Source organism: Actinoplanes sp. NPDC051343, assembly GCF_044455125.1.
GTDB lineage: Bacteria > Actinomycetota > Actinomycetes > Mycobacteriales > Micromonosporaceae > Actinoplanes.
The window spans coordinates 67,985-94,171 of the sequence record NZ_JBITEL010000017.1 but is presented as its reverse complement, the minus strand read 5'-3'; the positions used below and the strand labels follow the sequence as shown (position 1 = coordinate 94,171).

Annotated in this window: 26 protein-coding genes and 1 pseudogene; 14 read left to right on the top strand and 13 right to left on the bottom strand. The window is 71.7% G+C overall.

What is annotated here, in order from left to right; genetic code table 11:
* Positions 1-74 precede the first annotated feature (74 nt).
* Positions 75-2,168 carry a discoidin domain-containing protein gene (locus tag ACIA5C_RS41625; protein ID WP_396065450.1) on the top strand — a complete coding sequence of 698 codons (2,094 nt, stop codon included), beginning with the start codon at positions 75-77 and terminating at the stop codon, positions 2,166-2,168.
* 133 nt (positions 2,169-2,301) lie between these two features.
* On the opposite strand, the gene ACIA5C_RS41620 is transcribed toward ACIA5C_RS41625, so the two are convergent.
* Both ACIA5C_RS41620 and ACIA5C_RS41615 read right to left on the bottom strand, forming a co-directional pair.
* Entirely contained in the window at positions 2,302-2,805 is a 504-nt protein-coding gene (locus ACIA5C_RS41620; protein WP_396065449.1) for a hypothetical protein, read from the bottom strand.
* A 161-nt stretch (positions 2,806-2,966) separates the two neighbouring features.
* Positions 2,967-3,479 carry a hypothetical protein gene (locus ACIA5C_RS41615; RefSeq protein ID WP_396065447.1) on the bottom strand — a complete coding sequence of 171 codons (513 nt, stop codon included), beginning with the start codon at positions 3,477-3,479 and terminating at the stop codon, positions 2,967-2,969.
* Between the two features lie 158 nt (positions 3,480-3,637).
* Here ACIA5C_RS41615 and ACIA5C_RS41610 point away from each other — a divergent pair, with 158 nt between their 5' ends.
* Positions 3,638-7,456: a hypothetical protein gene (locus tag ACIA5C_RS41610; RefSeq protein WP_396065445.1), complete on the top strand. Its 3,819-nt coding sequence runs from the start codon at positions 3,638-3,640 to the stop codon at positions 7,454-7,456.
* 66 nt (positions 7,457-7,522) lie between these two features.
* Positions 7,523-7,888, top strand: a complete 366-nt coding sequence (locus ACIA5C_RS41605) for an SgcJ/EcaC family oxidoreductase (RefSeq protein ID WP_396065443.1) — start codon at positions 7,523-7,525, stop codon at positions 7,886-7,888.
* Here ACIA5C_RS41605 and ACIA5C_RS41600 read toward each other — a convergent pair.
* Both ACIA5C_RS41600 and ACIA5C_RS41595 read right to left on the bottom strand, forming a co-directional pair.
* On the bottom strand, positions 7,870-8,388 hold the full coding sequence (locus tag ACIA5C_RS41600; protein WP_396065441.1) for an SRPBCC family protein: 519 nt from the start codon (positions 8,386-8,388) through the stop codon (positions 7,870-7,872). The genes ACIA5C_RS41605 and ACIA5C_RS41600 overlap by 19 nt on opposite strands.
* On the bottom strand, positions 8,378-8,698 hold the full coding sequence (locus ACIA5C_RS41595; RefSeq protein ID WP_396065439.1) for an ArsR/SmtB family transcription factor: 321 nt from the start codon (positions 8,696-8,698) through the stop codon (positions 8,378-8,380). The genes ACIA5C_RS41600 and ACIA5C_RS41595 overlap by 11 nt, the downstream gene beginning before the upstream one ends.
* Positions 8,699-8,804: 106 nt before the next feature.
* Here ACIA5C_RS41595 and ACIA5C_RS41590 point away from each other — a divergent pair, with 106 nt between their 5' ends.
* On the top strand, positions 8,805-10,373 hold the full coding sequence (locus ACIA5C_RS41590) for a serine/threonine-protein kinase (RefSeq protein ID WP_396065437.1): 1,569 nt from the start codon (positions 8,805-8,807) through the stop codon (positions 10,371-10,373).
* A 10-nt stretch (positions 10,374-10,383) separates the two neighbouring features.
* Here ACIA5C_RS41590 and ACIA5C_RS41585 read toward each other — a convergent pair whose 3' ends face one another.
* Positions 10,384-12,204, bottom strand: coding sequence for a LamG-like jellyroll fold domain-containing protein (locus tag ACIA5C_RS41585; protein WP_396065435.1), 1,821 nt, complete (start codon positions 12,202-12,204; stop codon positions 10,384-10,386).
* Positions 12,205-12,317: 113 nt separating this feature from the next.
* Here ACIA5C_RS41585 and ACIA5C_RS41580 point away from each other — a divergent pair, with 113 nt between their 5' ends.
* Positions 12,318-12,752, top strand: coding sequence for a hypothetical protein (locus tag ACIA5C_RS41580; RefSeq protein ID WP_396065433.1), 435 nt, complete (start codon positions 12,318-12,320; stop codon positions 12,750-12,752).
* Between the two features lie 20 nt (positions 12,753-12,772).
* On the top strand, positions 12,773-13,552 hold the full coding sequence (locus ACIA5C_RS41575; RefSeq protein WP_396065431.1) for an LLM class F420-dependent oxidoreductase: 780 nt from the start codon (positions 12,773-12,775) through the stop codon (positions 13,550-13,552).
* Positions 13,553-13,559: 7 nt separating this feature from the next.
* Here the strand turns inward: ACIA5C_RS41575 and ACIA5C_RS41570 are convergent, their stop codons facing one another.
* Both ACIA5C_RS41570 and ACIA5C_RS41565 read right to left on the bottom strand, forming a co-directional pair.
* Entirely contained in the window at positions 13,560-14,936 is a 1,377-nt protein-coding gene (locus tag ACIA5C_RS41570) for a GntP family permease (protein ID WP_396065429.1), read from the bottom strand.
* Between the two features lie 43 nt (positions 14,937-14,979).
* Positions 14,980-15,657: an SDR family oxidoreductase gene (locus ACIA5C_RS41565; RefSeq protein WP_396065427.1), complete on the bottom strand. Its 678-nt coding sequence runs from the start codon at positions 15,655-15,657 to the stop codon at positions 14,980-14,982.
* Between the two features lie 78 nt (positions 15,658-15,735).
* On the opposite strand from ACIA5C_RS41565, the gene ACIA5C_RS41560 reads away from it, so the two are divergent.
* Positions 15,736-16,293 carry a TetR/AcrR family transcriptional regulator gene (locus ACIA5C_RS41560; protein ID WP_396065425.1) on the top strand — a complete coding sequence of 186 codons (558 nt, stop codon included), beginning with the start codon at positions 15,736-15,738 and terminating at the stop codon, positions 16,291-16,293.
* Here the strand turns inward: ACIA5C_RS41560 and ACIA5C_RS41555 are convergent.
* The gene (locus tag ACIA5C_RS41555; protein ID WP_396065423.1) at positions 16,290-16,895 is read right to left on the bottom strand and encodes a TetR family transcriptional regulator; all 606 of its coding nucleotides are present in this window, start codon (positions 16,893-16,895) and stop codon (positions 16,290-16,292) included. The two genes, ACIA5C_RS41560 and ACIA5C_RS41555, sit on opposite strands and share 4 nt — an antisense overlap.
* Positions 16,896-16,959: 64 nt before the next feature.
* On the opposite strand from ACIA5C_RS41555, the gene ACIA5C_RS41550 reads away from it, so the two are divergent.
* Positions 16,960-17,919, top strand: coding sequence for a zinc-binding dehydrogenase (locus ACIA5C_RS41550; protein WP_396065421.1), 960 nt, complete (start codon positions 16,960-16,962; stop codon positions 17,917-17,919).
* 6 nt (positions 17,920-17,925) lie between these two features.
* Here the strand turns inward: ACIA5C_RS41550 and ACIA5C_RS41545 are convergent, their stop codons facing one another.
* Both ACIA5C_RS41545 and ACIA5C_RS41540 read right to left on the bottom strand, forming a co-directional pair.
* Positions 17,926-18,522, bottom strand: a complete 597-nt coding sequence (locus tag ACIA5C_RS41545) for a TetR family transcriptional regulator (protein ID WP_396065419.1) — start codon at positions 18,520-18,522, stop codon at positions 17,926-17,928.
* Entirely contained in the window at positions 18,519-20,009 is a 1,491-nt protein-coding gene (locus ACIA5C_RS41540; RefSeq protein ID WP_396065417.1) for an MFS transporter, read from the bottom strand. Before ACIA5C_RS41540 ends, ACIA5C_RS41545 begins: the two co-directional genes overlap by 4 nt.
* A 53-nt stretch (positions 20,010-20,062) precedes the next feature.
* On the opposite strand from ACIA5C_RS41540, the gene ACIA5C_RS41535 reads away from it, so the two are divergent.
* The 4 genes from ACIA5C_RS41535 (at position 20,063) to ACIA5C_RS41520 (ending at position 22,206) form a co-directional block, all read left to right on the top strand.
* Positions 20,063-20,950 (top strand): amidohydrolase family protein, encoded by an 888-nt coding sequence (locus tag ACIA5C_RS41535; protein ID WP_396065415.1) that lies wholly within the window; start codon positions 20,063-20,065, stop codon positions 20,948-20,950.
* A 75-nt stretch (positions 20,951-21,025) separates the two neighbouring features.
* On the top strand, positions 21,026-21,181 hold the full coding sequence (locus ACIA5C_RS41530; protein ID WP_396065413.1) for a hypothetical protein: 156 nt from the start codon (positions 21,026-21,028) through the stop codon (positions 21,179-21,181).
* 24 nt (positions 21,182-21,205) lie between these two features.
* On the top strand, positions 21,206-21,877 hold the full coding sequence (locus tag ACIA5C_RS41525; RefSeq protein ID WP_396065411.1) for a DUF6308 family protein: 672 nt from the start codon (positions 21,206-21,208) through the stop codon (positions 21,875-21,877).
* Between the two features lie 95 nt (positions 21,878-21,972).
* Entirely contained in the window at positions 21,973-22,206 is a 234-nt protein-coding gene (locus ACIA5C_RS41520; RefSeq protein ID WP_396065409.1) for a hypothetical protein, read from the top strand.
* Positions 22,207-22,473: 267 nt separating this feature from the next.
* Here ACIA5C_RS41520 and ACIA5C_RS41515 read toward each other — a convergent pair whose 3' ends face one another.
* The 3 genes and pseudogenes from ACIA5C_RS41515 to ACIA5C_RS41505 all read right to left on the bottom strand — a co-directional run.
* The gene (locus ACIA5C_RS41515; RefSeq protein ID WP_396065407.1) at positions 22,474-23,382 is read right to left on the bottom strand and encodes an alpha/beta fold hydrolase; all 909 of its coding nucleotides are present in this window, start codon (positions 23,380-23,382) and stop codon (positions 22,474-22,476) included.
* Positions 23,379-24,152 carry an alpha/beta hydrolase gene (locus ACIA5C_RS41510; protein ID WP_396065405.1) on the bottom strand — a complete coding sequence of 258 codons (774 nt, stop codon included), beginning with the start codon at positions 24,150-24,152 and terminating at the stop codon, positions 23,379-23,381. Before ACIA5C_RS41510 ends, ACIA5C_RS41515 begins: the two co-directional genes overlap by 4 nt.
* Positions 24,149-24,985: pseudogene (locus ACIA5C_RS41505) on the bottom strand (EamA family transporter); the annotation flags it as partial. The pseudogene ACIA5C_RS41505 and the gene ACIA5C_RS41510, both read right to left, overlap by 4 nt.
* On the opposite strand from ACIA5C_RS41505, the gene ACIA5C_RS41500 reads away from it, so the two are divergent.
* Together ACIA5C_RS41500 and ACIA5C_RS41495 are read left to right on the top strand one after the other, a co-directional pair.
* Positions 24,961-25,860, top strand: a complete 900-nt coding sequence (locus tag ACIA5C_RS41500; RefSeq protein ID WP_396065603.1) for a GlxA family transcriptional regulator — start codon at positions 24,961-24,963, stop codon at positions 25,858-25,860. The pseudogene ACIA5C_RS41505 and the gene ACIA5C_RS41500 sit on opposite strands and share 25 nt — an antisense overlap.
* A 57-nt stretch (positions 25,861-25,917) precedes the next feature.
* Positions 25,918-26,187 (top strand): hypothetical protein, encoded by a 270-nt coding sequence (locus ACIA5C_RS41495; RefSeq protein ID WP_396065403.1) that lies wholly within the window; start codon positions 25,918-25,920, stop codon positions 26,185-26,187.

The following is a 26,187-nucleotide window of genomic DNA, read 5'->3' as shown; positions in this document are numbered from 1 at the left end:
TGCGTTCCTGTGACGCGGACTGTCACGATGACCGTCGATCCGTCTCCCCCTAACCGGATCGGCAGGAGTCCCCGATGGTCGTCAGTCGACGTACCTTTCTCTCCACCGTGGCCGCCGGCACCGCGGCATCGTTTCTGATCGACGTGTCCCCCGCCCGGGCCGCTTCCGGCCCGGGCGACGTCGTCGGCAAGATCAGCGTCGGTTACCAGGGCTGGTTCGCCTGCCCGGGCGACGGCGCCCCGATCGGCGGCTGGTGGCACTGGAGCCGTGACCGCTCCCAGCCGCCCTCGCCGAGCAACACCACGATCGTTTCCTGGCCGGACGTGCGCGAGTTCGCCCACACCTACCCGACGGCCTACCCCAACCTCGGCAACGGCTCAACCGCGTCGCTCTTCTCGTCCTACGACGCGCAGACCGTCGACACGCATTTCCAGTGGATGCAGACCTACGGCATCGACACCGCCGCGCTGCAGCGCTTCAACCCGGTCGGCGACGAGGGCCCGACCCGCGACGCCATGGCGGTCAAGGTGCGGGCGGCGGCCGAGGCCCACGGGCGGAAGTTCTACCTTATGTACGACGTCAGCGGCTGGTCGGCGATGCAGCAGCAGATCAAGGACGACTGGACGAACAAGATGAAGGCCCACACGGCCAGCTCGTCCTACGCGGTCCAGAACGGCAAACCGGTCGTCTGCATCTGGGGCTTCGGATTCAACGACGACAATCACACCTTCACGCCGGCCGCCTGCCTCGACGTGATCAACTGGTTCAAGAGCCAGGGCTGCTACGTGATCGGCGGCGTCCCCACCTATTGGCGGCAGGGCATCAACGACTCGCGGACCGGCTATCTCGATGTCTACCACGCCTTCAACATGATCTCGCCGTGGATGGTCGGCCGGACCGGCACCATCGACGGGCTCGACCAGTTCTACGCCAATGTCAACACGCCCGACCTGGCCGACTGCGCCGCGCACGGCATCGACTATCAGCCCTGCGTGCTGCCCGGCGATCTGTCCACCGGCGCCCGGGCGCACGGCGACTACTACTGGCGCAGCCTCTACAACATGATCCGGCTCGGTTCGCATGGCCTCTACGTGTCGATGTTCGACGAGTTCAACGAGGGCAACCAGATCGCGAAAACCGCCGAGAGCGCCGCCTTCGTGCCGGCCGGAACCGGGATCCGGGCGCTCGACGAGGACGGGACGGCGTGCTCGTCCGACTATTACCTCCGGATCACCGGCGACGGCGGCAGGATGCTGAAGGGGCAGATCGCTCTCACCGCCACGCGTCCCACCCAGCCGGTCGTGGGTTCCACTCCCCCACCGGCCACCGGTGACCTGGCGGCCGGGCGTCCGGTGAGCGCCAGCTCGTCCAACGGCGCCTATGCCGCGTCGAACGCCGTCGACGGAAATGCCGCCACCTACTGGGAGAGCAGCGGCTCGTTTCCGCAATGGATCCAGGTCGACCTCGGCGCGGCGGCCACGGTCAGCCGTCTCGTACTGCGCCTCCCGTCCGGCTGGGGCGCGCGCACGCAGACCATCACGGTCAGCGGAAGCACCGACGGTTCGTCCTTCGCCACGCTCGCCGGCTCGGCCGGCTACAACTTCGACCCGGGGTCCGGCAACAGCGTCACGGTCACGCTCTCCGGCGGGACGGCCCGCTATCTGCGGCTGAGCTTCGCCGGCAACACCGGCTGGGCGGCCGCCCAGCTGGCCACGATCGAGGCGTACGCGGCGAGCACCGCCCCACCGCCTCCGGCGGGCGACCTGGCCCGCGGCCGGCCGACGTCGGAAAGCAGCCACGTGCAGACGTACGGTTCTCCAAATGTGGTCGACGGCGATGCCGGCAGCTATTGGGAAAGCGCCAACAACGCCTTCCCGCAGTGGGTGCAGGCCGACCTCGGATCGTCGGTGCCGGTCGGCCGGGTGGTGCTCCGGCTGCCCGCCGGATGGGGTGCCCGAAGCCAGACCATTGCGCTCAGCGGAAGCACCAACGGTTCGTCCTTCAGCCCGCTCGCCGCGGCCGCCGCACGCGGTTTCGACCCGGCGAGCGGCAACGCGGTGACGGTCTCCGTCACGGCCGCCTCGGTGCGCTACGTACGGGCCACCTTCACCGCCAACTCCGGCTGGCCCGCCGGTCAGCTGGCGGCGCTCGAGGCGTACGGAAGCTGAAACCGCACGAAAGGCGACCAGCGTGCCCACCGGGGCCTCCGACCCGGCGCACGCCCCGCCCCGGCGGCCGGCCGTTCATCCCCGTCCTCACCGGCCGCCGGGGCACCCTCCGATGAGTCGCCCACTCTCCCGCTCAGAAGTGGCCGTCGTGGGCAGCCTGGCGGCCCCGGTCGCCCGGGCCGGGCGGGACCCAGCCCGCGGCGGCGGCGAGCGCCAGGGAGTTGCTGTGCCGCTGACCCATCGCGGAGGCGTTGCCGTCCGGGCCCCACCCGTTCTTCTCGATCGTCTCGACGATCCACGAGGCGATCGCGCCGACCTCGAGTCGCGGGTGGTGGAGATCCCAGAGGAAGTGGTTGTTCGCGTCGCACATGTAGACGAAGAACTTCAGCCAGCCGGGCCCGACCTCGCCCGTCAGCCCCTCGACCGCCCGGATCGCGGCCAGGCAGGCGTCCACGTAGGCGCTCGCCGGGCCCTCCGAACCGGCGTTCTGGTCGGCCATCACGAAGTCACTGACGAGGTGAAGCTGCCGTGGATCGTCGTTGAAGACGGAGAAGCTGGGGAACGGCTGTCCATCGCGGACCTGGTAGATCCGCATGACATCCGGGTCGTCCCAGATCGAGATGTCGTGTCCGGGCATATCAGGAGCACTTTCCGAACGACGAGCACCGGTGCCTTGCCGGTGGGATGCGGTTGGCGATGGCCTCCTTGCACCACGCGCACTTGTTGCCCGGCCCCCGGTCCTTCTCGCACGCACACGCCATGACTGACTCCTTCTTCGGTCGGAAACGGATGGTGATCTCAGCTGCCCAGGATCCGGTCGACCGCCTCGAGCACCCGGTCGCGCTCCTGGGCGGTGGCCATGATTTCCGGGCGGCTGTCGGCGAAGCGTCGCGCCTGCACATGCCACTCGAGGCGGCCCAGCAGCACGCCGCCGTAGCCGTTGAACTCGATGCAGAACTTGTGGAGCCGGTGATGCTCGACCACGTAGTCCTCGGCCGCGAACGCACGTACCTGGCCGAAGTCGATGAGCCGGTACTTCGGTGACCGGCCGAACAGGTGCCGCTTGCCGAGGCTCTCGAACACTGCCTCGTCGAAGACGCCGATCAGTGTCGTGCCTTCGGTGAGCGCCGCGATCTGGGTCTCGCTGAAACGACCCCACGACAGCGCCCGGAGCCCGGCCGGAGGCAATCCCGCCGCTTCCAGCGCCTCGCCGTAGACGGCCCAGTCGATCTTCTGCGGCTGTTCCCGGCCGGCCGGCCGCAACCGGTGGTACGCGTTACCGAAGTTCGGATGGGACTGGATGTCGGTCACGCTCGGCTCCTCTGTGCGGCGTGGTCGGGACGCCAACGCTAGGTGCCTTCGGACCCCGGTCGCCGCGGCCGGCGCCGACCTCGGACATCTCCGGACGGCCGCGCTGTCCGAGAGATGTCCGAGGAAACCGCCGAACCGCGACGATGCCCGTACGGGCGATGCCGGCCGACCGTCGGATCGATAGGAGTCCGGATCAGCGGGTCATAGAGTCCGTCCTCCGAGCCCGGGAGGACAGAGCGATTGACGTCGACATCGACCCCGCTGGGATCAGCAGCCGCGACGAACTGCGGCTCGCCCTCACGACGCTGCGCCGGAGCGCCGGAGCCACCATTCGCGACATCGCCCGGCGGGCGGACGTGCCCCGGGCGACGGCCGACGACTACCTGAGCGCGCGGCACCTCCCCGGCCTCACCCAGACGGGTCAGTTCCGCGCGCTGCTCCGCGCGTGCGGCGTGCGCGAGCAGTCCGATCTGGACGGCTGGGTGACGGCACTTCAGCGGGTGCGGGCCGATTCCGACGGGCGCCTGGCGCGACGCCGCTCCCGGCAGCCGGCTCCGTACCGCGGTCTGGCGGCGTTCGAGCCTGCCGACGCCGATGTGTTCTTCGGCCGGGACAGCCTCGTGCGGCGCCTGGTCGAACGCGTCGACGAGGTCCGCTCGGGGTCCGGGCTGCTGTTCCTCGTCGGGGCGTCCGGCGCGGGCAAATCGTCGGTCCTTCGAGCGGGGCTGCTGCCGGCTCTGACCGCACCGGCGCGCCTGCTGGTGCCCGGCGCCGACCCGGCGGCCGAGCTCGAGAAGGTCCTGGCCGAGACGCCCGGCGTCCGGGTCCTGGTCGTCGACCAGTTCGAGGAGCTCTACACGCTCGCCGACCCCGCCTCGGCCGGTCGCTTCCTCGACCACCTCACGACGCTGGACCGCGGCACGGTCGTCGTCGCCGGCCTCCGAGCCGACTTCTTCGCCCCGGTGGCCGGCGAGCCCCGGCTGGTCGAGTCGCTGCAGGCCGGGCCGGTGGTGGTGCCACCGCCCACGGACGAGGAGCTGCGGGCCATCATCGTCGGCCCGGCCGCCGGCCGGGGCGTGGCCGTCGAGCAGGCGCTCGCCGACATCCTCGTCGCCGACGCCCGCAGCGGGCAGAACGTGCTTCCCCTGCTCTCCCACGCGCTGCTGGCCGCGTGGGAGGGCCGCGGCGGCGATCGGCTCACCGTCGGCGACTACCAGGCGGCCGGTGGCCTGCGCGGCGCCGTGCAGCAGAGCGCCGAGGCCGCGTACGGCGGCCTGGCGCCGGCACAGCGGGAGCTGGCCCGGCGCATGTTCCTGCGCCTGGTCAACCTCGACGAGGGCGTGGTCACGACCAAGCGCCGCATCGACCGCAGCGAACTGCCGGGCGGCGACGAGCCGGGCGACGAGGCACGGGTGATCGAGGCGTTCGTCGGGCACCGGCTCGTCACGGTCGACGAGCGGCACGTGGAGATCAGCCACGAAGCCCTGCTGATCGCCTGGCCGCGGATGGCCGAGTGGGTGGCCGCGGACCACGCCGGCCTGCTGACCCACCAGCGTCTGACCCGCGCCGCCAACGACTGGACGGACCACGGCAACGACTCCCACCGGCTGTTCCGCGGCACCCAGCTGGCCGGCACCGAGGAATGGGCCGCCGACCCGGACCACCGGGCCGCGATGAACCGGCGCGAACGCGCGTTCCTGGCCGCGGCGGTCGCCGCGCGCGCCGCCGAGCAGCGGGCCGCCCGCCGGCGGGTACGCCTCCTGGCCGGCCTGGCCTGCGGTCTCGTCGCGGCGCTGGTGGCGACCGCCGTCTCGGCCACGCGCGCGGTCCGTGACGAGCACTCGGCCGAGCGGGCGCGCGACGACGCGCTGTCCCGTCAGGTGGCCATCGAGTCGTCGCGGGCGATCGTCGCCGATCCGGCGCTCGCCGAGCAGCTGGCGCTCGCCGCGTACCGGATCTCGCCCACCCCCGACGCCGGATCGGCCCTGCTGGACGCCACCGCGGCCGGTGTCGTCAACCGGCGGGCCGGCACCTACGGGCCGACCGCGATGCGGCTCTCCCCGGGCGGCGACGTCCTAGCCGTGAGCGATGCGCGCACCGGCGACGTCGTGCTCTACCGCCAGGCCGGTGGCATCGTCGGCGACCGGCTGGGCGTGATCGCGGCCGACGCCGCCACCGACGCCACCGACGCCGCCGCCACCGCCACCGACGCCGCCGCCACCGACCAGGTGTTCGCGCTGGCCTTCGCCGCGGACGGACGCACGCTGGCGGTCGGCGGCACGGCCGGGCGGGTCCGGCTGTTCGACGTCTCGGACCCGGCCCGGGCCCGGCCGCTACCTGCGCCGGCCGGTTCCGGTGGCGCGGTCGAGGCGCTGGCCTTCAGCGCCGACGGCTCGGCCCTGGTCGCCGGCGGCGCCGAGCCGGCGTTGCGCGCGTGGAAGCGGGACGGCACCGGCTGGCGGCCGGCGGCGGTCTCCGGCGGCGACGAGGTCGTCCAGGCGGTCGCGTTCAGCCCGGACGGCCGGACGCTGGTCACCGGCGGAACCGACGGAACGCTCCGCCGGCGGCCGGCGGCGACACCGGGCGCGCCGACACCGGGCGCACCCACCGAGCTCGCCCTCGGCACCTCGACCATCACCACGGTGGCCTTCGCGCCCGGCCGCTCCGGCCTGGTCGTCGGCGCGAAGGACGGCACGGCCGAGCTCGTCGGGGACCACGACCGGATAACCCGGTTGGACACCGGGTTCACCTCGTGGGTCAACGCGGCCGCGTACTCGGCCGACGGGAAGGTGCTGGCGATCGGCGGGTCGAACGGCACCGTGGCGCTGTTCGACGCGGCCACCGCCACCCGCCTGGACACCGTCGCCGGTTCGAGCCCGATCACCGGTCTGGCCTGGGCCGCCAACGGCCAGGCACTGCTCGCGGCGACGTCCGACGGCACCGTGCGCGGCTTCCCGATGGCCCGGCGATCGATCACCGCGGGAGGCGGGGCGATCTTCTCGGTCGGCTACGACGGGAGCGGCCGGCGGCTCGCGTTCGCCTCGAACGGCGCTTCCGCCGGCCTGATCGTCCGCACGGCCGGCACCCAGGCGAGACAGTCCCTGCCCGCCTCCTTCGGAAAGCCCGAGGGCACCAGCGCGGTCTCCCCCGACGGCACGCTCCTGGTGACCGGCAACGCGTCCGGCAAGGTCGCCCTGGTCGGTGCCGGCGTCTCGACCGTCCTGACCGGCGCCACGCAGATGATCGAGTCGCTCGCCTTCAGCCCCGACGGCCGGGTCGTGGCGGCGGCCTCCGACGACGGACACGTCCACCTCTGGGACGTACGCGATCCCGCCGCGCCGCGTTCGCTGCCCGCCCTCGACTCCGGCGGGCTGGCGGCGTCGGTGGCGTTCAGTCACGACGGAAAGCTGCTGGCCGCCGCCGGCGTGGACCGGCGCGTCCATCTGTGGGACGTCGGCGACCCGGCGCACGCGCGGCTGCTCGCCACGCCCGGCGGGTTCGACAACTACGCCTGGTCGGTGGCCTTCAGCCACGACTCGAAGACGCTCGCCGCCGGTGGCGCCGACGACACGATCCGGCTGTGGGACGTGTCGGACCCGTCGGCCCCGCGGGCCCTCGGCCCCCCGCTGCCCGGCCCGACGCACTACATCTTCGGCCTCACCTTCGATCCGGCGGGCACCCGGCTGGCCGCGGCCGGCGGCGACGGGTCGGTGTGGATCTGGCGGCTGACGGGCGGCACCGCGACGTCCGCCACCGAACTGCACGCCGCCGACTACGGCGGTTCCACGTACGCGGTCGCCTACAGCCCCGACGGCTCGACCCTGGCGGCCGCCGGCAGCGCGGGCACGGTGACCCTGTTCGACACCGACCCCCGGTCGGCGGCCGCGGCGGTCTGCCGGGACGGCGGCGACCGCCTGACCCGGGCCGAATGGGCCCGATACGTCGCCGCCTCCCCTTTCCGGGACCCCTGCCGATGACCGATTCGTTCGTCGCGCCGGTCGAGTCGATATTCGTGACCGGATCAGCTGACGAAAGGATCAATCATGAGCGCTCGAGAGACCCCGGTGCGGGCCGTCATCGAGTCCGCGTCGCAGGCGTGGGCCGCCGGCGACGCGGACTCGTTCGTCGAGAACTACGCCGATGAGGCGACGGCGATCCTGCCCGGGTTCACGCTGCTCGACCGGGCAACGATCCGTACGGCCATGGCGGCGGCGTTCGCCGGGCCCCTCAAGGGCACCCGGCGCATCCACCGGGTCCAGAGCGTGCGGTTCCTCGACGACACCACCGCGATCGTGATCACCCGCAGTGCCACCGAGCCGCCCGCGGACCAGTCGTCTATCGCGACGTGGGTGGTGTCCGGCCGGTCCGGCCGGTGGCTGGTCGAGGCCTATCACGACTGCCCGGCGTAGGCGGGGGCCAACCGGCCGTAGAGGTCGCTCCAGGGCTGGACCTGGTCGCCCGCCAGGTGGGCGGCCAGCCGGTCGAGGTAGGCGTGCATGCCCGGGATGAAGCCCTGGGCATTGCGGGTGCTCAGGCCGTGGTGGGTGAAGACGAGGACCGTTCCGGGGCCGTCCGCGGTCAGCTCGTAGCGGACCACACCCTCCTCGACGATCCTCTGGTGCCACTCGTGCTCGAACACCGCGCGGCCCCCGGACGGCGGCTGCCAGGTCAGGATGCGGCCCGTCATCTCCTTCGCCGACGGTGCCACGGGCGGCTCGTCGGGCATCATCGTGATCCGTCCGCCGGCGTGCGCTTCGATCGTCGTCGTGCCGAACCAGACCGCTCGCTCGGCCGGGTCGGTGACAGCCGCCCAGACGGCGTCGATCGAGTGCGGCAGTCGCCGCCGGAAGGTCATCGTGGCCTGGTCGCCGCGTACGTCGAGGCGGCCGAGGCGGTCGTCAACGGTCATCGTTACGTCCTTTCCCGTCGAGGTGGTCGGAGATCGCGTCGAGGTGGCGGGCCCAGTACTGCCGGTACCGCGAAAGCCACGCGTCCACCTCGGCCAGGCGGTCGGCGCGAAGTGAGTAGATACGGTGCTGGGCCTGCGTGCGTACCGCCACCAGCCCGACCTCCCGCAACACCCGCAGGTGCCGGGAGACCGCCGGTTGGGTGAGGGCCGGGAACGCCGCCACCAGGTCACCGGCCGGCCGCTCGCCCTCGGTGAGGAGGTCGAGCATGCCGCGGCGGGTCTGGTCGGCCAACGCGACGAAGATGTCCACGGCTTTAACATGACTCAAGGCTCATATAAAAGCAATGTTATGCAGTTCGCGCTTTTATGGAACGCGCCGCGTGGGTAGAGGGGAAGCCATGCCCCACCCTGGACAGATGCTCGGCGATCGATATCGGCTCGACGACCGGATCGCGGCCGGCGGCATGGGCGAGGTCTGGCAGGCCACCGACACGGTGCTCGGACGCGACGTCGCGATCAAGACGCTGAAGGGCGACCGGGCCACCGACCCGAGCTTCCAGAACCGGTTCCAGCACGAGGCCCGCGCGATGGCCGTCCTGCACCACCCCGGCGTGGCCGACGTCTACGACTACGGCGAGACCGGCGACGGCAGCGACGCCTACATCGTGATGGCCCGGGTGCAGGGCGAACCCCTCAACCAGCTGATCGCCTCCCGTGGCCGCCTCACCCCGGTCGAGACCATGTCGATCGTCGCGCAGGCGGCGCGGGCGCTGGAGGCCGCGCATCAGGCCGGCATCGTGCACCGGGACGTGAAGCCCAGCAACCTGATCGTCGAGCCCGACGGGACGGTCGTGCTTGTCGACTTCGGCGTGGCCCGCTCGACCCAGTCGGCCGCGCTGACCGGGGCCAAGGAGGTGGTGGGCACCGCCCTCTACATCGCCCCCGAGCAGGTCTCCAAGCAGACCACCGGGCCACCGGCCGACGTCTATGCCCTGGGTGCGGTCGCCTACCACTGCCTGACCGGCCACCCGCCGTTCCCGGGCAACAATCCCATCGCTGTCGCGATGCAACACCTCAAGGACCCGCCGCCCGCCCTTCCGGGCGACATTCCCGAGCCGGTACGCGTCCTGGTGGCCACCGCCCTCGCCAAGGACCCGGCCCAGCGGTTCTCCTCGGCCGCCGCGATGGCCGACGCCGCCGACGCCGGCCGCCGCCTGCTGGCCGGCCCGCCCGACAGCACCGCCGCCCTGGCCGCCGTCGTCGACCCGGCCCGCGTGGCCACGGCGACCGCCCTCGGCGTCGATCCGGCGCTGCCCCCCGACGACGGACGAGGCTTCGCACGGGGCGTCGCGAACGGCCGCGACCCGGACGCGCGTACGCCCGGAGCCGGCGGCGCGGGCGCATTCGGAGCCGCTGGCGCGGGCGCGTCCGGAGCCGGTGGCTTCGCTGCCGGCGCGGCCACCGAGCCCGTCGCCGGCCCGGCCACCTCGGTGATGCCGGCCCCGCTCGCCGACCCGCCGGCGCCGCCCGGGAAGCACCGCCGCGCGCTCCTGATCGTGGCCGGCATCATGATCGCCCTGCTGGCCGTGCTCGGGATCCTGGCCTTCGCCAACCCGGGTGGCCACGACGACAAGAACACCCCGGCCGTCCCCTCGGCCCCGGTCTCGGTGTCCCCCAGCGCGAAGACCAATCCCGGTGGCGCACCCCAGCACACCGAGACGGGCCGCTCCCACCACACCACCGAGCCCACGAGCGGCCACCCGACCACCACCGCCCCCAAGGGTGGCGGCGGCGACGAAACCACCGAACCGACCGGGAAGCCCAGCCACACCCCGTCGTCGGCCACCACTACCAAGCAGACCCCGACCACCCCGCCGGCCACCACCGGCGACGGTCCGCCGGCCACCGGCGCGGCCGGCGGCACGGGCGCGGGCGGCGGCACACCGACCGCCGACGTGGTCGCCGTCGCCACGCCGGAAGGCTGAGTTGCGCAGGTCAGCCCACGCGGATCCAGACGTCGTCGAGGCTGCCGTGGAACTGGTCGTTGTTGGCGCCCACACCCTTGCCGCCGAGGCTGAACGGCTGGGTCGACGCCACCGCCAGCGCGGCCGGGATCGCGATGCTCGACTGCATCTGGTCGTCGACGTAGACGGCGAGGGTCGGACCGGTCCGGCGGCACTCCACCGAATGCCACCTACCGTCGGCGATCGAGGCCCGGCTGCGGGCCAGGTAGAGCGTGGTGGCCGTCTTGTCGCTCATGCCGCAACTCGGCTTGCCGGAGACGCCGTCGACCTGCAGCTTGTACTGGCCGCCGCCGGTCGAGTAGCCCTTCTGCAGCACGTTCTCGCCGCTCGAGGTCTCGGCCGTGCCGAGCAGGATGCCGGCGCCGTAGGCGAGCGGCCCGGAGCCCGGGTTCAGGTCGGGCGTGTCGACGGCCTGCAGCACGAGCCTCGGGCAGGTGGTGCCGGTGCACTTCGGCGGGAAAGTCAGCGCATGTCCGGCGCCGTGCGGGCTCATCGCGATCTTGCCGCCGTTGCGGACGACGGCCCGCAGCAGGTGGCCGTGGCCCGAGCCGTCGTCGAACGTGCCGTCGGCGATCGTCGAGTCGAAGTTGTAGGAGGCCACATAGGGCGACGCGGGCGAGCTCTCCATCAGCGCGGACCGGTCGAACGCGGCGTACCGCTTGCGGGTGCTGGTGCCGATGCGGGTGAAGTCGCCGCCCGCCGCGACCGCACGCGATACCGGGTCGGCGGCCAGGACCCGGGTGCCCACCACGCCGTTGGCCTGCGGCGCCCAGTCGAGCAGGTTGCCCTCCTGGTCGATCGCGGCGAGTTTGCCGCGCGGCACCGAGCCGTCGGTGCACAGACCCTTCATGCCGTTGCTGGTCGTCGTGCACGCCTTGTCGAAGTGCCCGCCGACGTAGACGGTCCCGTCCACGGCGGCGACCGCCTGGGCGTCGCCGTCGAAGACGCGGGTCCAGCGCAGCGCCCCGGCCGGCGAATAGGCGACCGCCCGTCCGCCCTGGCCGCCGAGGGCGGCATAGACGCCGGCCTGATCGGTGGCCAGGCCGAAGACCTGCGACACCGGCTTCGGCAGGAAGGTCTTGTCCAGTACGCCGGTGGCCGGGTCGACCGCGCTGAGCCGCAACGTCGAACTGACCCGGTTGGTCCGGTGGAAGCTGCCGCCCAGATAGACCCGGCCGGGCGCATAGGCGAGGGCGTTCACCGTGTCGTCGGTGGTCGGTGCCCACGCATCGAGGGCGCCGGTGCTCAGCGTGAAGGCCGCCACGTTGGCCCGGCGTGTCCCGTCGACCGAGGTGATCCGGCCGCCGAGGTAGAGCCGTCCGGAGCCGGCGACCAGCGCGTTCGGCTGCCCGAGGACGGTGTGCCGCATCGGGGTCACGGTGCCGTAGGTGGCGTCGATGCCGGCGACCGCGTCGCGCGTGAGCCCGCTGATCGTGTTGAAGTCGCCGGCCGCGTAGACCGTGTTCCCGGCGACCGCGAGGGCCCGCACGTTGTCGTCGGCGGCCGGCTTCCAGTCGAGCAGCGCGCCACTGCGGGCGTCGAACGCGGCCAGGTGGGCGCGGGCGAAGTTCTTGCCGTTGACGACGGCGCCGGTGAAGTTGCCTCCGACGTAGACCGTGCTGCCCCGGTAGGCGATCGCGTACACCGGGCCGTTGAACGAGGGCGAGGTCGCCGGGTCGGGCGAGACCACCTCGGCGAGCGCGGCCCCACCGGCCGCGACCACGATCGTCGCGACGCCGACGATCAAGGTCCGGCGCGCGACCGCCTTGGCACTTTTACGAGTGTTGAGCACATTGTCGGCTAACGCCCGGACGGCACGGAGGACGCGGTCCCGGGCGCAGAACGTGCGGTCCGGAGAAACCTCGGTACGCTCCGGGCGTACGGAAATCGAAGAGGGAGAATCCCATGCCGCAGCGTCGCCTCGCCGGCCTGACCCTCGCGGTGGCCGCCGTGGCGGCCCTGGCCGCCTGCGAGATCAAGATCGACCCGTCGTCGGTGCCGGCGCCGTTCAGTCAGGCCCCGGTGCCGTCCGCCTCGACCGGCCAACCGGCCTACGTCTGCACCACGGTCTATCAGATCCTGACCTCGGGCGCGGCCCGGCTGACCGGCTCGGTCGGCGGAAAGTCGGCGAAGGACCACCAGGCCACCCAGGCCACGCTGGCCGACATGGCGACCCGCATCTCGGCCGAGGGCACCAGGACCACCGACCCAAGCCTGCGGCAGGCGATCGGCGACATCGCGGCCGAGCTGACGACGGCCTCCCGGGAGCCCGACCCGAGCTCCTACGTCAACGGCGGGTTCACCGACATCGCGCACAAGCTCGACGGCCGGTGCGACTGACCACTCGCTAGGGTTGTCCCATGATCGTTCGACCCGTACGCGTCGGGCTGCAGTTGCAGCCGCAGCACATGGAGTACTCGACCATTCGCGACACCGTCGCCGAGGCTGAGGAGCTCGGCGTCGACCTGCTGTACAACTGGGATCACTTCTATCCGCTCTACGGTGAGCCGGACGGATTGCACTTCGAGTGCTGGAGCATGCTCGCCGCCTGGGCCGAGCAGACCTCCCGGGTCGAGATCGGCGCGCTCGTCGCCTGCAACAGCTACCGCAACCCCGACCTGCTGGCCGACATGGCCCGCACGATCGACCACATCAGCGGCGGCCGGCTGATCCTCGGCATCGGCGCCGGATGGTTCCAGCGCGACTACGACGAGTACGGCTACGAGTTCGGCACCCCGGGCACCCGCCTCGACGCGCTGGCCGAGGCCCTGCCCCGCATCGAGGCCCGCCTGGGCAAGCTCAACCCGCCGCCGACCCGGAAGATCCCGGTGATGATCGGCGGCGGCGGCGAGAAGAAGACGCTGCGGATGGTCGCCAAGCACGCCGACATCTGGAACACGCTGGCCAAGGGCGACGACCTGATCCGCAAGATCGACGTGCTCAAGGGGCACTGCGAGACCGTCGGCCGCGACGTTTCGGAGATCGAGATCTCGGTCGGCATCGGCGACGCGCTGCCGGCCGAGAACGCCGAGGCCTACTACGACCTCGGCGTCCGTCAGTTCATCGCCAGCCAGGGCGGCCCAAAGCCGGACCTCGGCCCGCTGCGTGAGTGGCTGGCCTGGCGGGACTCGAAGAACTAGACCGGGACTAGACCACCAGGCTCAACAGCATCACGCAGCCGAAACCGACGATCGAAATGATCGTCTCCATGATCGACCAGGTCTTGATGGTCTGGCCCACGGTCATCCCGAAGTACTCCTTGACCAGCCAGAACCCGGCGTCGTTGACGTGCGAGAAGAACAACGAGCCGCACCCGATCGCGAGCGCGAGCAGCGCCACGGTCGGGTGATCGAGGGTGGTCGCCAGCGGCGCGACGATGCCGGCCGCGGTGATCGTGGCCACGGTCGCCGAGCCGGTCGCGACCCGGATGCCGACCGCCACCAGGAAGCCCAGCAGCAGCGCGTTGATGTTGGCGTCCTTCGCCGCGTCGGCGACCACGTTGCCGACGCCGGCGTCGACCAGCACCTGCTTGAACCCGCCGCCCGCGGCGACGATCAGCAGGATTCCGGCGATCGGCGGCAGCGAGCCGCCGATCACCGCCGAGGTGCCGCGGCGGTCGAATCCGGCGCGCTTCCCGAGGGTCCACATCGCCAGGAGTACGCCGAGGAGCAGAGCAACCGGCGGATTCCCGAGGACGTCGAGCGCCGACCGGACGCCATTGCCCTTGTCGAGGGTCAGTTCGGCGATGCCCCGGGCCAGCATGAGCACGATCGGCAGCAGGACCGTCAGGACCGCCGGCCAGACGCCCGGGTTCCGTCCCTCGATCTCCGCCTCTTCGTCCTTCTCCTTCTGCAGCGGCGGCGGCACCGGAACCGGCACCCGCTTCGAGATGAAGTTGCCGAACACCGGGCCGGCGATGATCACGGTCGGGATCGCGCAGATCAGGCCGAAGATCAGGGTCAGGCCGAGGTCCGCGTGCAGGCTCGCGATCGCGACCAGCGGACCCGGGTGCGGCGGCACGAGGCCGTGCAGCACGCTCAGCCCGGCCAGCGCCGGGATGCCGATGCGGAGCAGCCCGACGTCCGTACGCCGGGCCACCAGCAGCACGATCGGCACCAGCAGCACGACGCCGACCTCGAAGAACAGCGGCAGGCCGATCAGCGCCGCCACCCCGGCCATCGCCCACGGCAGGGCGGCGCCACCGACCCCGTTGACGATCCGGCGGACGATGCTGTCGGCGCCGCCCGACTGGGCCAGCAGCGCGCCGATCATCGAGCCGAGGGCGATCAGCAGGCCGACGCTGCCCACCGTGCTGCCGAGCCCGGTGGTGAACGAGGTGACGATGTTGCCCGGCCCGACGCCGGCGACCAGGCCGAGCACCGCCGAGCCCAGGATCAGGGCGAGGAACGGATGCCATTTGGCCCAGGCGATGAGCAGGATGACCACCGCGATACCGAGCACCGCGGCGAGGATGAGTTGTCCGGATCCAGCGTTGGTCAGAGCCTCCGCGGCCAAGGTCGACATGCGGCGGCGGTACCCGACTTCGCCGATTTTCAACCTTCGATTTTCACCGGACCGCGGAGAGGTTGCTCTTGACCGCGCGGGTGAGGTCGTCGGCGATGATCTCGGCCTGCCCGTCGGCGACACCGTTCAGCGCGATTTCGGCGACGATCGCCGGGTCGGTCTTCTGGTCGGCCGGGATGTGTGCGGCCATGTCGGTGTCCATGTAGCCGACGTGCAGGGCGGAGACGGCGATGCCTTTCGGGGCGAGCTCATCGCGTACGGCGTCGGTCTGCCCCCAGGCCGCCGCCTTGGCGGCCGAGTAGGCACCGATCGATCCCGGGTGGGCCCAGGACAGGACGGACAGCACGTTGAGGACCGCGCCCCCGCCGTTGCCCTCGATGACCGGCGCGAACGCGCGGGTGACCAGGAGCGTCCCGAAGTAGTGGGTGTCCATCTCGAGCCGGATCCGGTCGAGGTCCCCGGCGATCAGGGTCTGCCCGGTCGACGAGCCGGCGTTGTTGATGAGGAAGGTCGCGTCGGGAGCGGCCTTGGCCGCGCGCTCGATCGAGGCCGGGTCGGTGACGTCGAGCTGCAGCGGGATAGCGCCCGGCAGGTCGATCGACTCGGGGTTGCGGGCCGCGGCGTACACCTTGGCGCCCCGGGCCCGCAGTTGCTGGGCGAATTGGCGGCCGAGACCGCGGTTGGCACCGGTGACGACGACTACGGAGTTCGTGATGTCCATGCAGGTTAGATTAGGTACGTCATCTAATCTGCGCAAGGTAATAGATGACATAGACCATCTAAGCTAAGCTGGGTTGCCATGGGACGGGTATCGCAGGCACAGGCGCAGGAAAACCGGCGCACCGTGGTCCGCACCGCCGGCCGGCTCTTCCGCGAGCGCGGCATCGACGCGGTGAGCGTGGCCGACGTGATGGCCGCCGCCGGCCTCACCCACGGCGGCTTCTACAAGCAGTTCGAGTCGAAGGACGCGCTGGTCGTCGAGGCGATCGCGCAGGCGTTCGCCGAGCAGGCGGACACCCTGCAGCACTACCGGGACAAGCCCGACCAGGGTGCGGCCCGGTCGTCGTTCATCACCGACTACCTCTCCGCCGAGCACCGCGACGACCCGGGCCCGGGCTGCCCGACGGCCGGCTTCGGCGGCGACCTGGCCCATGCCGACGACGTGACCCCGGCGCGCGAGGCGTACGCGGCGGGCGTCGACCGCTACAGCCGCTGGCTGGGCACCGAGGCCTCGCCCGACCTGGCCGCGGTCAGCATGATGGTCGGCGCGGTGATGCTGGCCCGCGCGACCGCCGGCCTCGACATCTCCGACCGCATCCTCGACGCGGCGCGTGCGGCGCTCACGAAGGCCGTCTAGCGGGTCTCGTCCGGCAGGTTGAGCACGAGGCGGGCGATGTCCCGGTAGAGATCGTCGGCGGTGCGGCCGGCGGTGAAGTACTCGGTGATCGCGCGGGTCGCCACCGGGAAGCGGGCCCGCAGCGCGTCGACGTCGATGTCCGGCTCCTCGGGGACCGTGCCCTGCTCCTCGAGAACCCATCCGAAGGTGTAGCGCTCGCCGGCGAGCACGAGCAGCCGGGCATGGTGCAGATCGATGCCGTGGCCGACGAGCGTGGCCATGGCCAGTTCGGAGAAGTCACCGCGGCGCATCGAGTAGCGGGCACCGGCGACGATCCGCGCGCCGTCGCGATGCCGCAGCAGCGCCGCCCGCAACTGACCGAGGGCGGCGAGCAGCCACTCCCGGCCGTCGCCGCCGGACCCCGGAACTCCGGCGATGGCCTCGTCCATGATCGCGTCGGCCAGCGCGTCGAGCAGGGCGGCCTTGTTCTTGACGTGCCAATACAGCGTCGGCGCCTGAACGCCCAGACGGGCGGCGAGCGTGCGCAGGCTCAGCGCGTCCAGTCCGTCGTCGTCGACCAGCCGCATGGCCCCGTTCAGAACCTGTTCGCGATCAAGCGACACTCGACTTCTCCTCTTACGGTGTTAGAGATACGGTACCTCTCTAACACCGTAAGAGGAGGCTGACGTGAAGGCAGCAGTGGTCGACCGGCTGGGCGGGACCCCGCAATATCGGGACGTCGGCGAACCGCCGGTGCACGACGGTGAAGTACGGGTGACCGTGGCCGCGGTCGCCGTGGAGAACGTGGACCGGGCGATCGTGGCCGGCACCCACTACACGGCGGCCGAGTTCCAGTCCGCACTCCCGGCGATTCCCTGTTTCGACGGCATCGGCCACCTCCCGGACGGTTCGCTGGTCGGTTTCGGTGGCCTCAAACCGCCGCAAGGCGCCCTCGCCGAGCACGTGATCGTCCCGGCGACGCACACCGTCCCCATCCCCGACGGGATAGAGCCGCCGACCGCCGCGGCACTGTCGTCGGCCATCAGCGCCATGTGCATGCGGACCGCCGCCGGTCTCACGGCCGGGGAAACAGTGCTGATCCAGGGCGCCACCGGCGTCGCCGGGCGCCTCGCCGTCCAGATCGCGCGATTGCTGGGCGCCGGCCGCATCGTGGCCACCGGCCGCGACCGAGCCGCGCTCGACGAGGTTGCCGCCCTCGGCGCCGACGCGGTCATCGACACCGCGGTCGACGAAGACCGGCTGGTGCGCGCGTTCCGCGAGAACGCGGGCCAGGGGTACGACGTCGTCGTCGACTACCTGTGGGGACGCCCGGCCGAACTGCTCACCCGCGCCCTCGTGCCGGACAGCTTCGCCCTGGCCAAGCCGACCCGGCTGGTGCAGATCGGCGAGTCGGCGGGACCGGCCGTCCGGCTCACCGCCGACGCCCTGCGCACCTCGGGCCTGGAGATCTACGGCGCTGCCCGCAATGCGGCCGCCGCCATGCCCGCCGCCTACCGGCAGGTCGTCGACTGGGTGCGCGACGGCGCGCTGACCATCCCGGTCACCACCATGCCGCTCAGCCTCGTCGCCGAGGCGTGGAACCGCACCGACCTGCGCGGCCGCCGCCTGGTCGTCGTCCCGGGCTGACCCGGTTCAGCGGGCGCCCAGCTCACGGCTGACGAGGCGCAGCGCTTCCTCGTAGCGCTCGTAGTCGGCCACCTCGATGAAGCCGCTCTCGGCCTGCAGAACCGCCATCGCCACCCCGATCAGCGCTCCGGCGACCGCTCGCTGCGCCAGGTCGGGCGTGGCCCGGCCGGCCCGCTCGGCGAGCACCCCGGCGAACATGTCGATCGCGTCGGTCATCTGCTGCATGTAGCGCGATCGCAGCTCGGGCACGTCCTGGAAGAGTCGCTGTCGGCGGCGCTCGGCCGCCATGTCCTCCGGGGTCGCGGTCAGGATGACCGCGCGGATGCCGGCCATCAGGGCGTCGACCGCGGACACCTCCGGCGGTTGGGACCGGATCACGTCGGCGATCAGCGGGTCCCAGTCGTCGGTGATGACCACGGCTTCCTTGGTCGGGAAGTAGCGGAAGAAGGTGCTCGGGGAGACCTCGGCCGCCTCGGCGATCTGCTCGACGGTCGTCGCACCGTATCCCTGCTGCTCGAAGAGGGTCATGGCCGCCTCGCGGATCGCCGCGCGGGTCTTCGCCTTCTTCCGCTCGCGTAGCCCGGCCGGGGGTGAGGAGGTCATAGCCCCGATTCTGCCAGGACCAGGGCGGGCTCCTCGAGAGCCGTCTTCCGGGGCAGGAAGGCGAGGGCCAGGATCACGCCGGCGAGCGCGGCCCCGCCGCCCACGAGCAGGGAGAGGTCCATGCCGTGGACGAAGGCGGCGCGTACACCCGCAAGCAGGCCCGGATCGCTCACGGTGAGCCCGGCCGAGATCCCGTCGCGGGCGGCCGGCGGCGCGGCCGCCGGCAGGTGATCGCGGTAGCCGGAGTTCAACACCGTGCCGAGCACCGCCACGCCGATCGCACCGCCGACCTGCCGCAACGCCTGGAGCACGGCGTTGCCGACCCCGCTGCGGGAAGCGGTAAGCGCGCTCATCGCCACGTCGAGCGCCACCGGCATGGTCAAGCCCAGGCCGACGCCGGTCACGGTGATCCAGACGGCGATGAATCCGTAGCCGCTCGACGCCGTGGTGAACGCGCCGACCAGCGAGGCGGCCGCGATCAGCGCGAGGCCGGCCGTGATCACGAGGCGCGCGCCGACCTTACGGGCGATCCGCTCCCCCAGCCGGGCGCCGACGACCAGGCCCGCGATGACCGGCAGCAGCCGCAGGCCGGAGCCGAACGCGTCGTGGCCGCCGATCGCCGAGAAGAACTGCGGGAGCGAGAACAGCAGGCCGAGCATCGCGAAGCTGGCGATCGTGGCGAGGACGGCGCCCGAGGTGAAGGCGCGGCTCCGGAACAGCGCCAGGTCGATGAGCGGCGCCTTGCTTTTCCGCTGCCACCAGGCAAAGCCCGCGAGCAGGAGCAGCCCGGCGCCGACCGTGGCCAGCGAGCGGGCGTCGCCCCAGCCCCGGTCGCCGGCCTCGATGATGCCGTAGGTCAGCGCCACCAGCCCCGCGGTGGAGGCGACGATGCCGCCGAGGTCGAGCCGGCCGCCCCGCTCGCCGTGCGACTCGGGCAGCCAGGCGGTCAGCGCGATCATGCCGGCCACCACCACCGGGACGTTGATCAGGAAGACCGAGCCCCACCAGAAGTTGTCGAGCAGCCAGCCGCCGAGCAGCGGGCCGAGCGGGATGCCGAGGGCGCTCGCGGTGACCCAGACGCCCATCGCGCGACCGCGTTCCTTCGGCTCGAACAGCACGGTCAGGACGGCCCCGGACATCGGCATGATCACGGCGGCACCGATACCGAGCAGGGCGCGGGCGGCGATCAATTGGCCGGCGTTCTGGGCGTACGCGCAGGCGACCGACGCCAGGCCGAAGATCGCCAGGGCGCCGATCAGCATCTTCTTGCGGCCGGCCCGGTCGCCGAGCATGCCGGCCGGGAGCAGCGCCGCGGCGAGGACGAGCAGGTAGGAGGAGGTGAACCACTGCAGGTCGCCGGTGGACGCGTCGAGGTCCCGGGCCAGGGTCGGCAGCGCGACGCTCAGCACGGTGGTGTCGAGGCCGACCGCCACGGTGCTCAGAGCGAGCGCGGCCAGCGCGTACCAGCGGGATTTGGGAGTAACCATGTTTTGAGAGTAGCTGTCATTTCATAGCAGCTGTCAAGTCCTATAGTGTCAGTGTGATCGACTCGCAGGTGCCCGGCTTCTGGGCCGGCCTCGGCCTCCCCGGCCTCGCCGACGTGCACACCCACTTCCTGCCCGCGCGGATGGAACGCCGGGTCTGGGCCCACTTCGACGAAGCCGGCCCACTGATCGGCCGCAACTGGCCGATCCACTACCGGGACCCGGCGGAGACCCGGGTCAAAACCCTTCAAGACCTGGGCGTACGCATGTTCAGCGCGCTCGCCTACGCACACCGTCCCGAGATGGCCGAGTCACTGAACGAGTGGACGCTCGACTTCGCGTCACGCACACCGGGGTGCCTGCGCAGCGCGACGTTCTTCCCGGAACCCTCGGCCGCCGCGTACGTTGCCGACGCCCTCACGCGCGGCGCCCAGATCTTCAAACTCCACCTGCAGGTGGGCGCCTTCGACCCGCGCGACCCGCTGCTCTCCGGCGTGTGGGACCTGCTCTCGTCCACCGGCCATCCGATCGTCGTGCATGCCGGATCGGGGCCGGTGGCCCGCGGCTTCACCGGCCCGGGGCCGATCGGCGACGTGCTCGCGCGGTTCCCGCGGCTCGCGGTGGTCATCGCACATGCGGGCGCGCCGGAATACACCGGCTTCTTCGACCTGGCTTCCCGCTACGATCGGGTCTGCCTGGACACGACGATGGCGTTCACGGACTTCTTCGAGGAGATGGCCCCGTTCCCGGTCGGGTTGCGGCCCCGGCTGCGCGACCTCGGCCTGGCCGGCAAGGTGCTCCTCGGCAGCGACTTCCCGACCATCCCCTACCCGTACGCCCACCAGCTAGAGGCGCTCGAACGACTCGACCTCGGCGACGACTGGCTGAAGGCCGTGTGCTGGACGAACGCCCACAACCTGATCGCAACCACGCCGCACGGGTGAAGATCCGGGAACTCGAGGCGCGGACGTGCCACGATCATGTACGCCACCGCCCGGTCGCGGAAGGGAGCCGGTCAGATGAAGAAGGTCATCGGCTGGATCGTGCTCATTCTCGTCATCTTCTACATCGGCACCAACCCGGGGCCCGCCGCCGACATCACCCAGGGCATCGGCCACGGCCTCGCCGAGGCGTTCCGCAACATCGGCGTCTTCCTGCGCAACCTCGCCAACTGACCGGTGCATCACTAGCATCGGCCGGTGCCCGATCCCTTGATCGACCCTGAGCCCTTGATCGACATCGCGCGCCGCGAAGGCGTGGACCATCTGACGGCCTACTTCGCGCCCGGCGCCTACACCGGCCAGTGGTTCGAGACGTTCGCAGCCGGCGGCGACCCCCACCGGATCGCCGCGGAGGACCTCTACGCGGTGGAGGCGCTGAGCGTGCAGGTGCCGTTCGCGGTCGGGCGGGAGCTGCTCGAAGGGCAGCTCGGGCGAGACCTCGGTGCGCTCCTCGAGAAGATTCCCACCGGCGCCGAGCTGGGCACCGAGGGCGCTGACGAACTGGTCGCCGACCACGGGCCCGCCTACCAGGCCTGGCATCTGCTGAAAAGCCGGAACGAGCGCGGCGAGAAGACCGGCGTCGGAAGGGTGATCGCCGGCAAACTTCTCGCTCGGAAGCGGCCCAAGCTCATACCCGTCTACGACGCGGTCGTGAGTTGCCAGTTCGGGGAGCCGGATCACGTCTGGCTGAAGCTGCATGCCCAGCTCGCCGACGGCGAACTGCGAACTGCTCTCGCCCGGGCCCGGGCGACCGTCGGCGTGGACGACCAGGTGAGCATCCTGCGCGCCCTCGACGTGATCCTGTGGCGCCGGCACGTGAAGGACCACCGGAAGACCGGGTGCCCAAAGCGCGGTTCTGCACCTCTCTGACACCATCCGGGTCGGCCGAAAGTCTTAGGGTTGGGGGTCGGAACTGGGACCTCGGACCGATGCCGCCGGGCGGGTACCGCGCGAATGCTGGAGGCATGACGACGACGGCGCAGTTGACGAGGGCCGACGCGGTGGTCCTGGAATATCTCGGAGAGCTCTGGTCGCACAGCGAGGGCCTGACGCCGCGCCTCCGGGACGAGCTGATGGTGACCGTGGCGCGCTACATCAACTCCCGCCAGCCGACAACCCGCGACGCGGCCGAGGTGGTGCGGTGGCTGGGCCCGCCGGAGGCGCTGGTGGCGGCCATCCGGCTCGGCCAGCGAGTCTGACCTCAGACCCCGGTCCGAGCCAGTGGGTCCGGCCTCGGACACCGATCCGGGCCAGCGAATCCGACGCCGGACACCTGTCCAGGTCACTGGATCTGACCTCGGAGGCCGTCCAGGCGATCGGGCTTGGCCTCGGACATCGTTTCGGCCGCGGGCCTGACCTCGGCACCGTCCAAGTCAGCGGGCTTGGCCTCGGACACCGTTTCGGCCGCAGGTCTGACGTCGGCACTGTCCAGGTCAGCGAGCTTGGCGCTCCGGCACCATCGTGGATCAGCGGGGCTGACTCAGGATGGCCTCGAGGACGACCGGCCAGAGGGCCTCCGGGGCGTACTCGTGGCCGACCCCCTCGAGCCAGATCAGCTTGGCGCCGGGGATGGCCGCGGCCAGGGCTTCGGCGCTGGCGGGCGTGAAGAAGGGGTCCTGGGTGCCGTGCAGCACCAGGGTGGGCACCTTGAGCTCGCCGAGCCGGTCGCGGTAGGGCGGTCCGGGTTCGGCGATGAAATGGTTGGTCTGGCTGGCCGCCATGTCGTTGGTGCGGTCGAAGACGCGTTCGGCCATGCGGCGCAGCTGGGGCTCCTCCGCGGTGAAGGCACCGCCGATGGAACGGACACTCTCGACGATGTGGTCGACGGTCGCCCGGCGGTCGGTCCAATCCGGTTGTTCCGGCGCCTTCTCCAGCGGCGGCGGGGCCTGCGATGCGGCCGGCGACTGCGAGGGCGACTGCGAGGGCGAAGGCTGCGGCGAGGTGGGGGGTGTGGAGCGGGGGCCGCGGCTTGTTGAGATCAGGGTCAGGGACAGGACGCGGTGCGGGCGGTCCAGCGCGATCCGCTGCGCCAGCATGCCGCCGAGTGACTGGCCGACCAGGTGGGCCCGGTGGATGTGCAGCGCGTCGAGGACGCCCAGCGCGTCGTGGGCCAGGTCCACACCGGAGTAGCCCGGGTCGCCGACCGGGAACGACGTGGTGCGCCCGGTGTCGCGGTGGTCGTATCGGATCACGTAGCGGCCCCCGGCGGCCAGGCGGCGGCAGAACTCGTCGGCCCACCAGTCCATCGAGCAGGCGGCGCCGCCGATCAGCAGGACGGCCGGATCGGAACGCTCGCCGAACGTCGAGGCGCAGACCTCGATGCCGTTGACCGGAAGCATCATCTCGGTGACCACGGCCTCATTGTTGCCGATCACCGGCCGAGGCGGCGCCCCATGAAGTCGAAGGCGGCCGGGATCTGCCGCGACCAGTAGCCCATGTTGTGCCGTCCGTCGGTGAACGAGCCGGCGACGGCGGGCTCCGGCAGCACCTTCCGCAACGCCGTCACGTTGCCGAACAGCGGGTCCTGCCGGCCGCACCACAGCCCGACCGGGGTTCCGCGCAGCAGGCGGGCCGCCTCGAACACGTCGTCGCCGGGGCTGACCGCGGGTGAGAACGCGGCCACCGCCGAGGCCCACGCCGGGAACGCCTCGGCCAGCCCCAGGGCGCCGTACCCGCCCATCGACCAGCCCCACAGCGCCCGCCGGGACACGTCGAAGCCCCGCTGTCTGCACCACAGCGGGATTTCCTCGTGCACCATCCGCTGCGGGTCGTCGCCGCCCGAAGGGCGCCACGACAGGCGGTCGCCGTCGGCGCCGGCCAGGACGAACGGGGGCGTTCCACGGCGTACGGCGTCGGTGAGGAAACGGCCGAAGCCGAGCCCGGGAAAGTCGGCCGGCCGGGCCGTTCCGCCGTGCAGCACCAGGCAGATCGGCAGGCCTTTCCCGTCGCCGTAGCCGGCCGGTACGGCGGTGTAGAAGTCGACAGTTCTACCCCGCATGATCGAGGCGCGCTGCTCGACCCGTTCGTCGCCGGTCGGTGCGGCCGGGATGACCGGGTCGAACCCGGGCTGCCGGTGGCGGTAGCCGGATATCGCGGCCGCGAGGGCGATCGTCCCCGCGCCGACCAGCACTATGCGTCGTCTCACCCTTTTTGCAACGCGAAGTCGGGCTTGGCGGTGACTGGTGGCGCGAGGACGATCAGGCCCACCCCCACGGCGATCATCGCGGTGGCGATCAGTTCCCGGGGGCCGATCGGCTCGCCGAGCAGCCGCGCGCCGAGGAACACCGCCACGACGGGGTTGACGAAGGCGTAGGTGCCGGCGACGCGCGGTGCGACGTGGTCGAGCAGCCAGGCGTACGCGGTGTAGGCGACGATGCTGCCGAACACGATCAGGTAGGCGAGTGCCGTCACGGAGCGTCCGGTCACGTGGATCCGGCCGGGTTCACCGGAGATGAGCGCGAGCACGGTCAGTGCACCGCCGGCCGCCAGCATCTCGATCGCGCTCGCCTGCAGCGCGTGCTCCGGGCGGGGTGCGTGACCGGCGTAGACCGTGCCGAGTCCCCAGCAGGCGGCCCCGGCCAGGGCGACCACGGTCGACAGCAGGCTGCCGCCGCCGGTCGGGCGGGCCAGCACGGCCACCCCGGCGAGGCCGGCGAGCAGGCCGAGCCCGACGGGGAGGCCGATGCGCTCCTGATCGGAGAATCGGCGGCCGACCACGATCCAGAGCGGGATGGTGGCCAGCAGCAGCGCCGTCGTGCCGGACGGCAACTTCTGCTCGGCCCAGGCCGCGCCGCCGGTGCCCGCCGCGGGCAGCAGCAGTCCCTGGATGGCGCCGGCCCGCCAGTGGGCACGGGCCGGCCGGGGCCACCGCCGGGCGACGCAGTAGGCGAACAGCAGCGCGCCGGCGATGAGGAACCGGGCGGCGTTCTCCGTCAGCGGCGGCAGGCCTTCCAATCCGATCTTCTGGGCGAGGTAGGTCGAGCCCCAGACGCCATTTCCGGTACGCCGTCTGCGCCGCCGGCCGGCGGCCGATGCGCACGTCGAGCGGCTTTCAGATCACCCCGACCGACGGCTGGGAGCGCCTGGCCACCGCCGATCTGATCGTGGTGACGGGGGCGAGTCCGCCGGTGCCGCCGCCTCCGCCCGCTCTGATCACGGCGTTGACGGATGCGGCCGAGCGTGGCGCCACCGTGGCGGCGGTCTGCACCGGTGCGTTCGTGCTGGCCGGCACCGGCCTCCTCGACGGGCGGACGGCAACGACCCACTGGGCGTACGCGGCGGAACTCGCCCGCAGGCACCCGGCGGTGAGCGTCGTGCCGGACCTCATCCACGTCGTCGACGGCCCGGTGGCGACCAGCGCCGGTTCCTCGGCCGCGATCGACCTGTGCCTGCACTTGATCCGGCGCGAGTACGGCGCCGAGATCGCCGGCCGCGTCGCGCGTGAACTGGTGGTGCCGGCACACCGCTCGGGCGGGCAGGCGCAGTTCACGCGTACGCCGGAAGCCGAACCCACCGCCTTCGGTGACCTTCTCGAATGGGCGGCCCGGCACCTGGACGCCGATCTCTCGGTCGGCGCTCTCGCCGCCCGGGCCGCGATGTCTCCGCGCAGCTTCGTGCGGCACTTCACCGCCGCGACCGGCGCCACGCCCGGCGCCTGGGTACGCGATCAGCGGGTGCGCCGGGCCGAGGAGTTGCTGGAGTCGGACCGGACGACGATCGCCGCGATCGCCCGGCGCTGCGGTTTCGGCAGTATCGACACGCTACGTCGGCATTTCCGGCGGGCGCGCGGAGTGACCCCGGAGTCCTACCGCACGGCCTTTAGGAGATTTACGGAGAGTGAGACGAGCGGCTAAGATCATCAACTGATCGGCCAGCTCATCACGCACTGTCATATCGCCTACGCTGCTTCCGTGCAGTTGATACATCTCGCAGTAGCCTCAGCCGTAACTCTCAGTATTGCCAGCGTTTCTTACGCTACGTTGAAGCCGAAGGATGTGGAGCAGAAGGCCCGGGTGGTGGCCGCGCAGGCCGACTGCCGCGCGGTCGACGAGGCCATCGTCGCCTACGTCGCGATCAACAACCGGGACCCGAAGTCGGTCGGCGAGCTGAAGAGTCTGGTCAAGGGAGATATCTCGGCCTATCGGATCGTCGACGGCATGGCCGCAGGGCCGGGCTGTTAG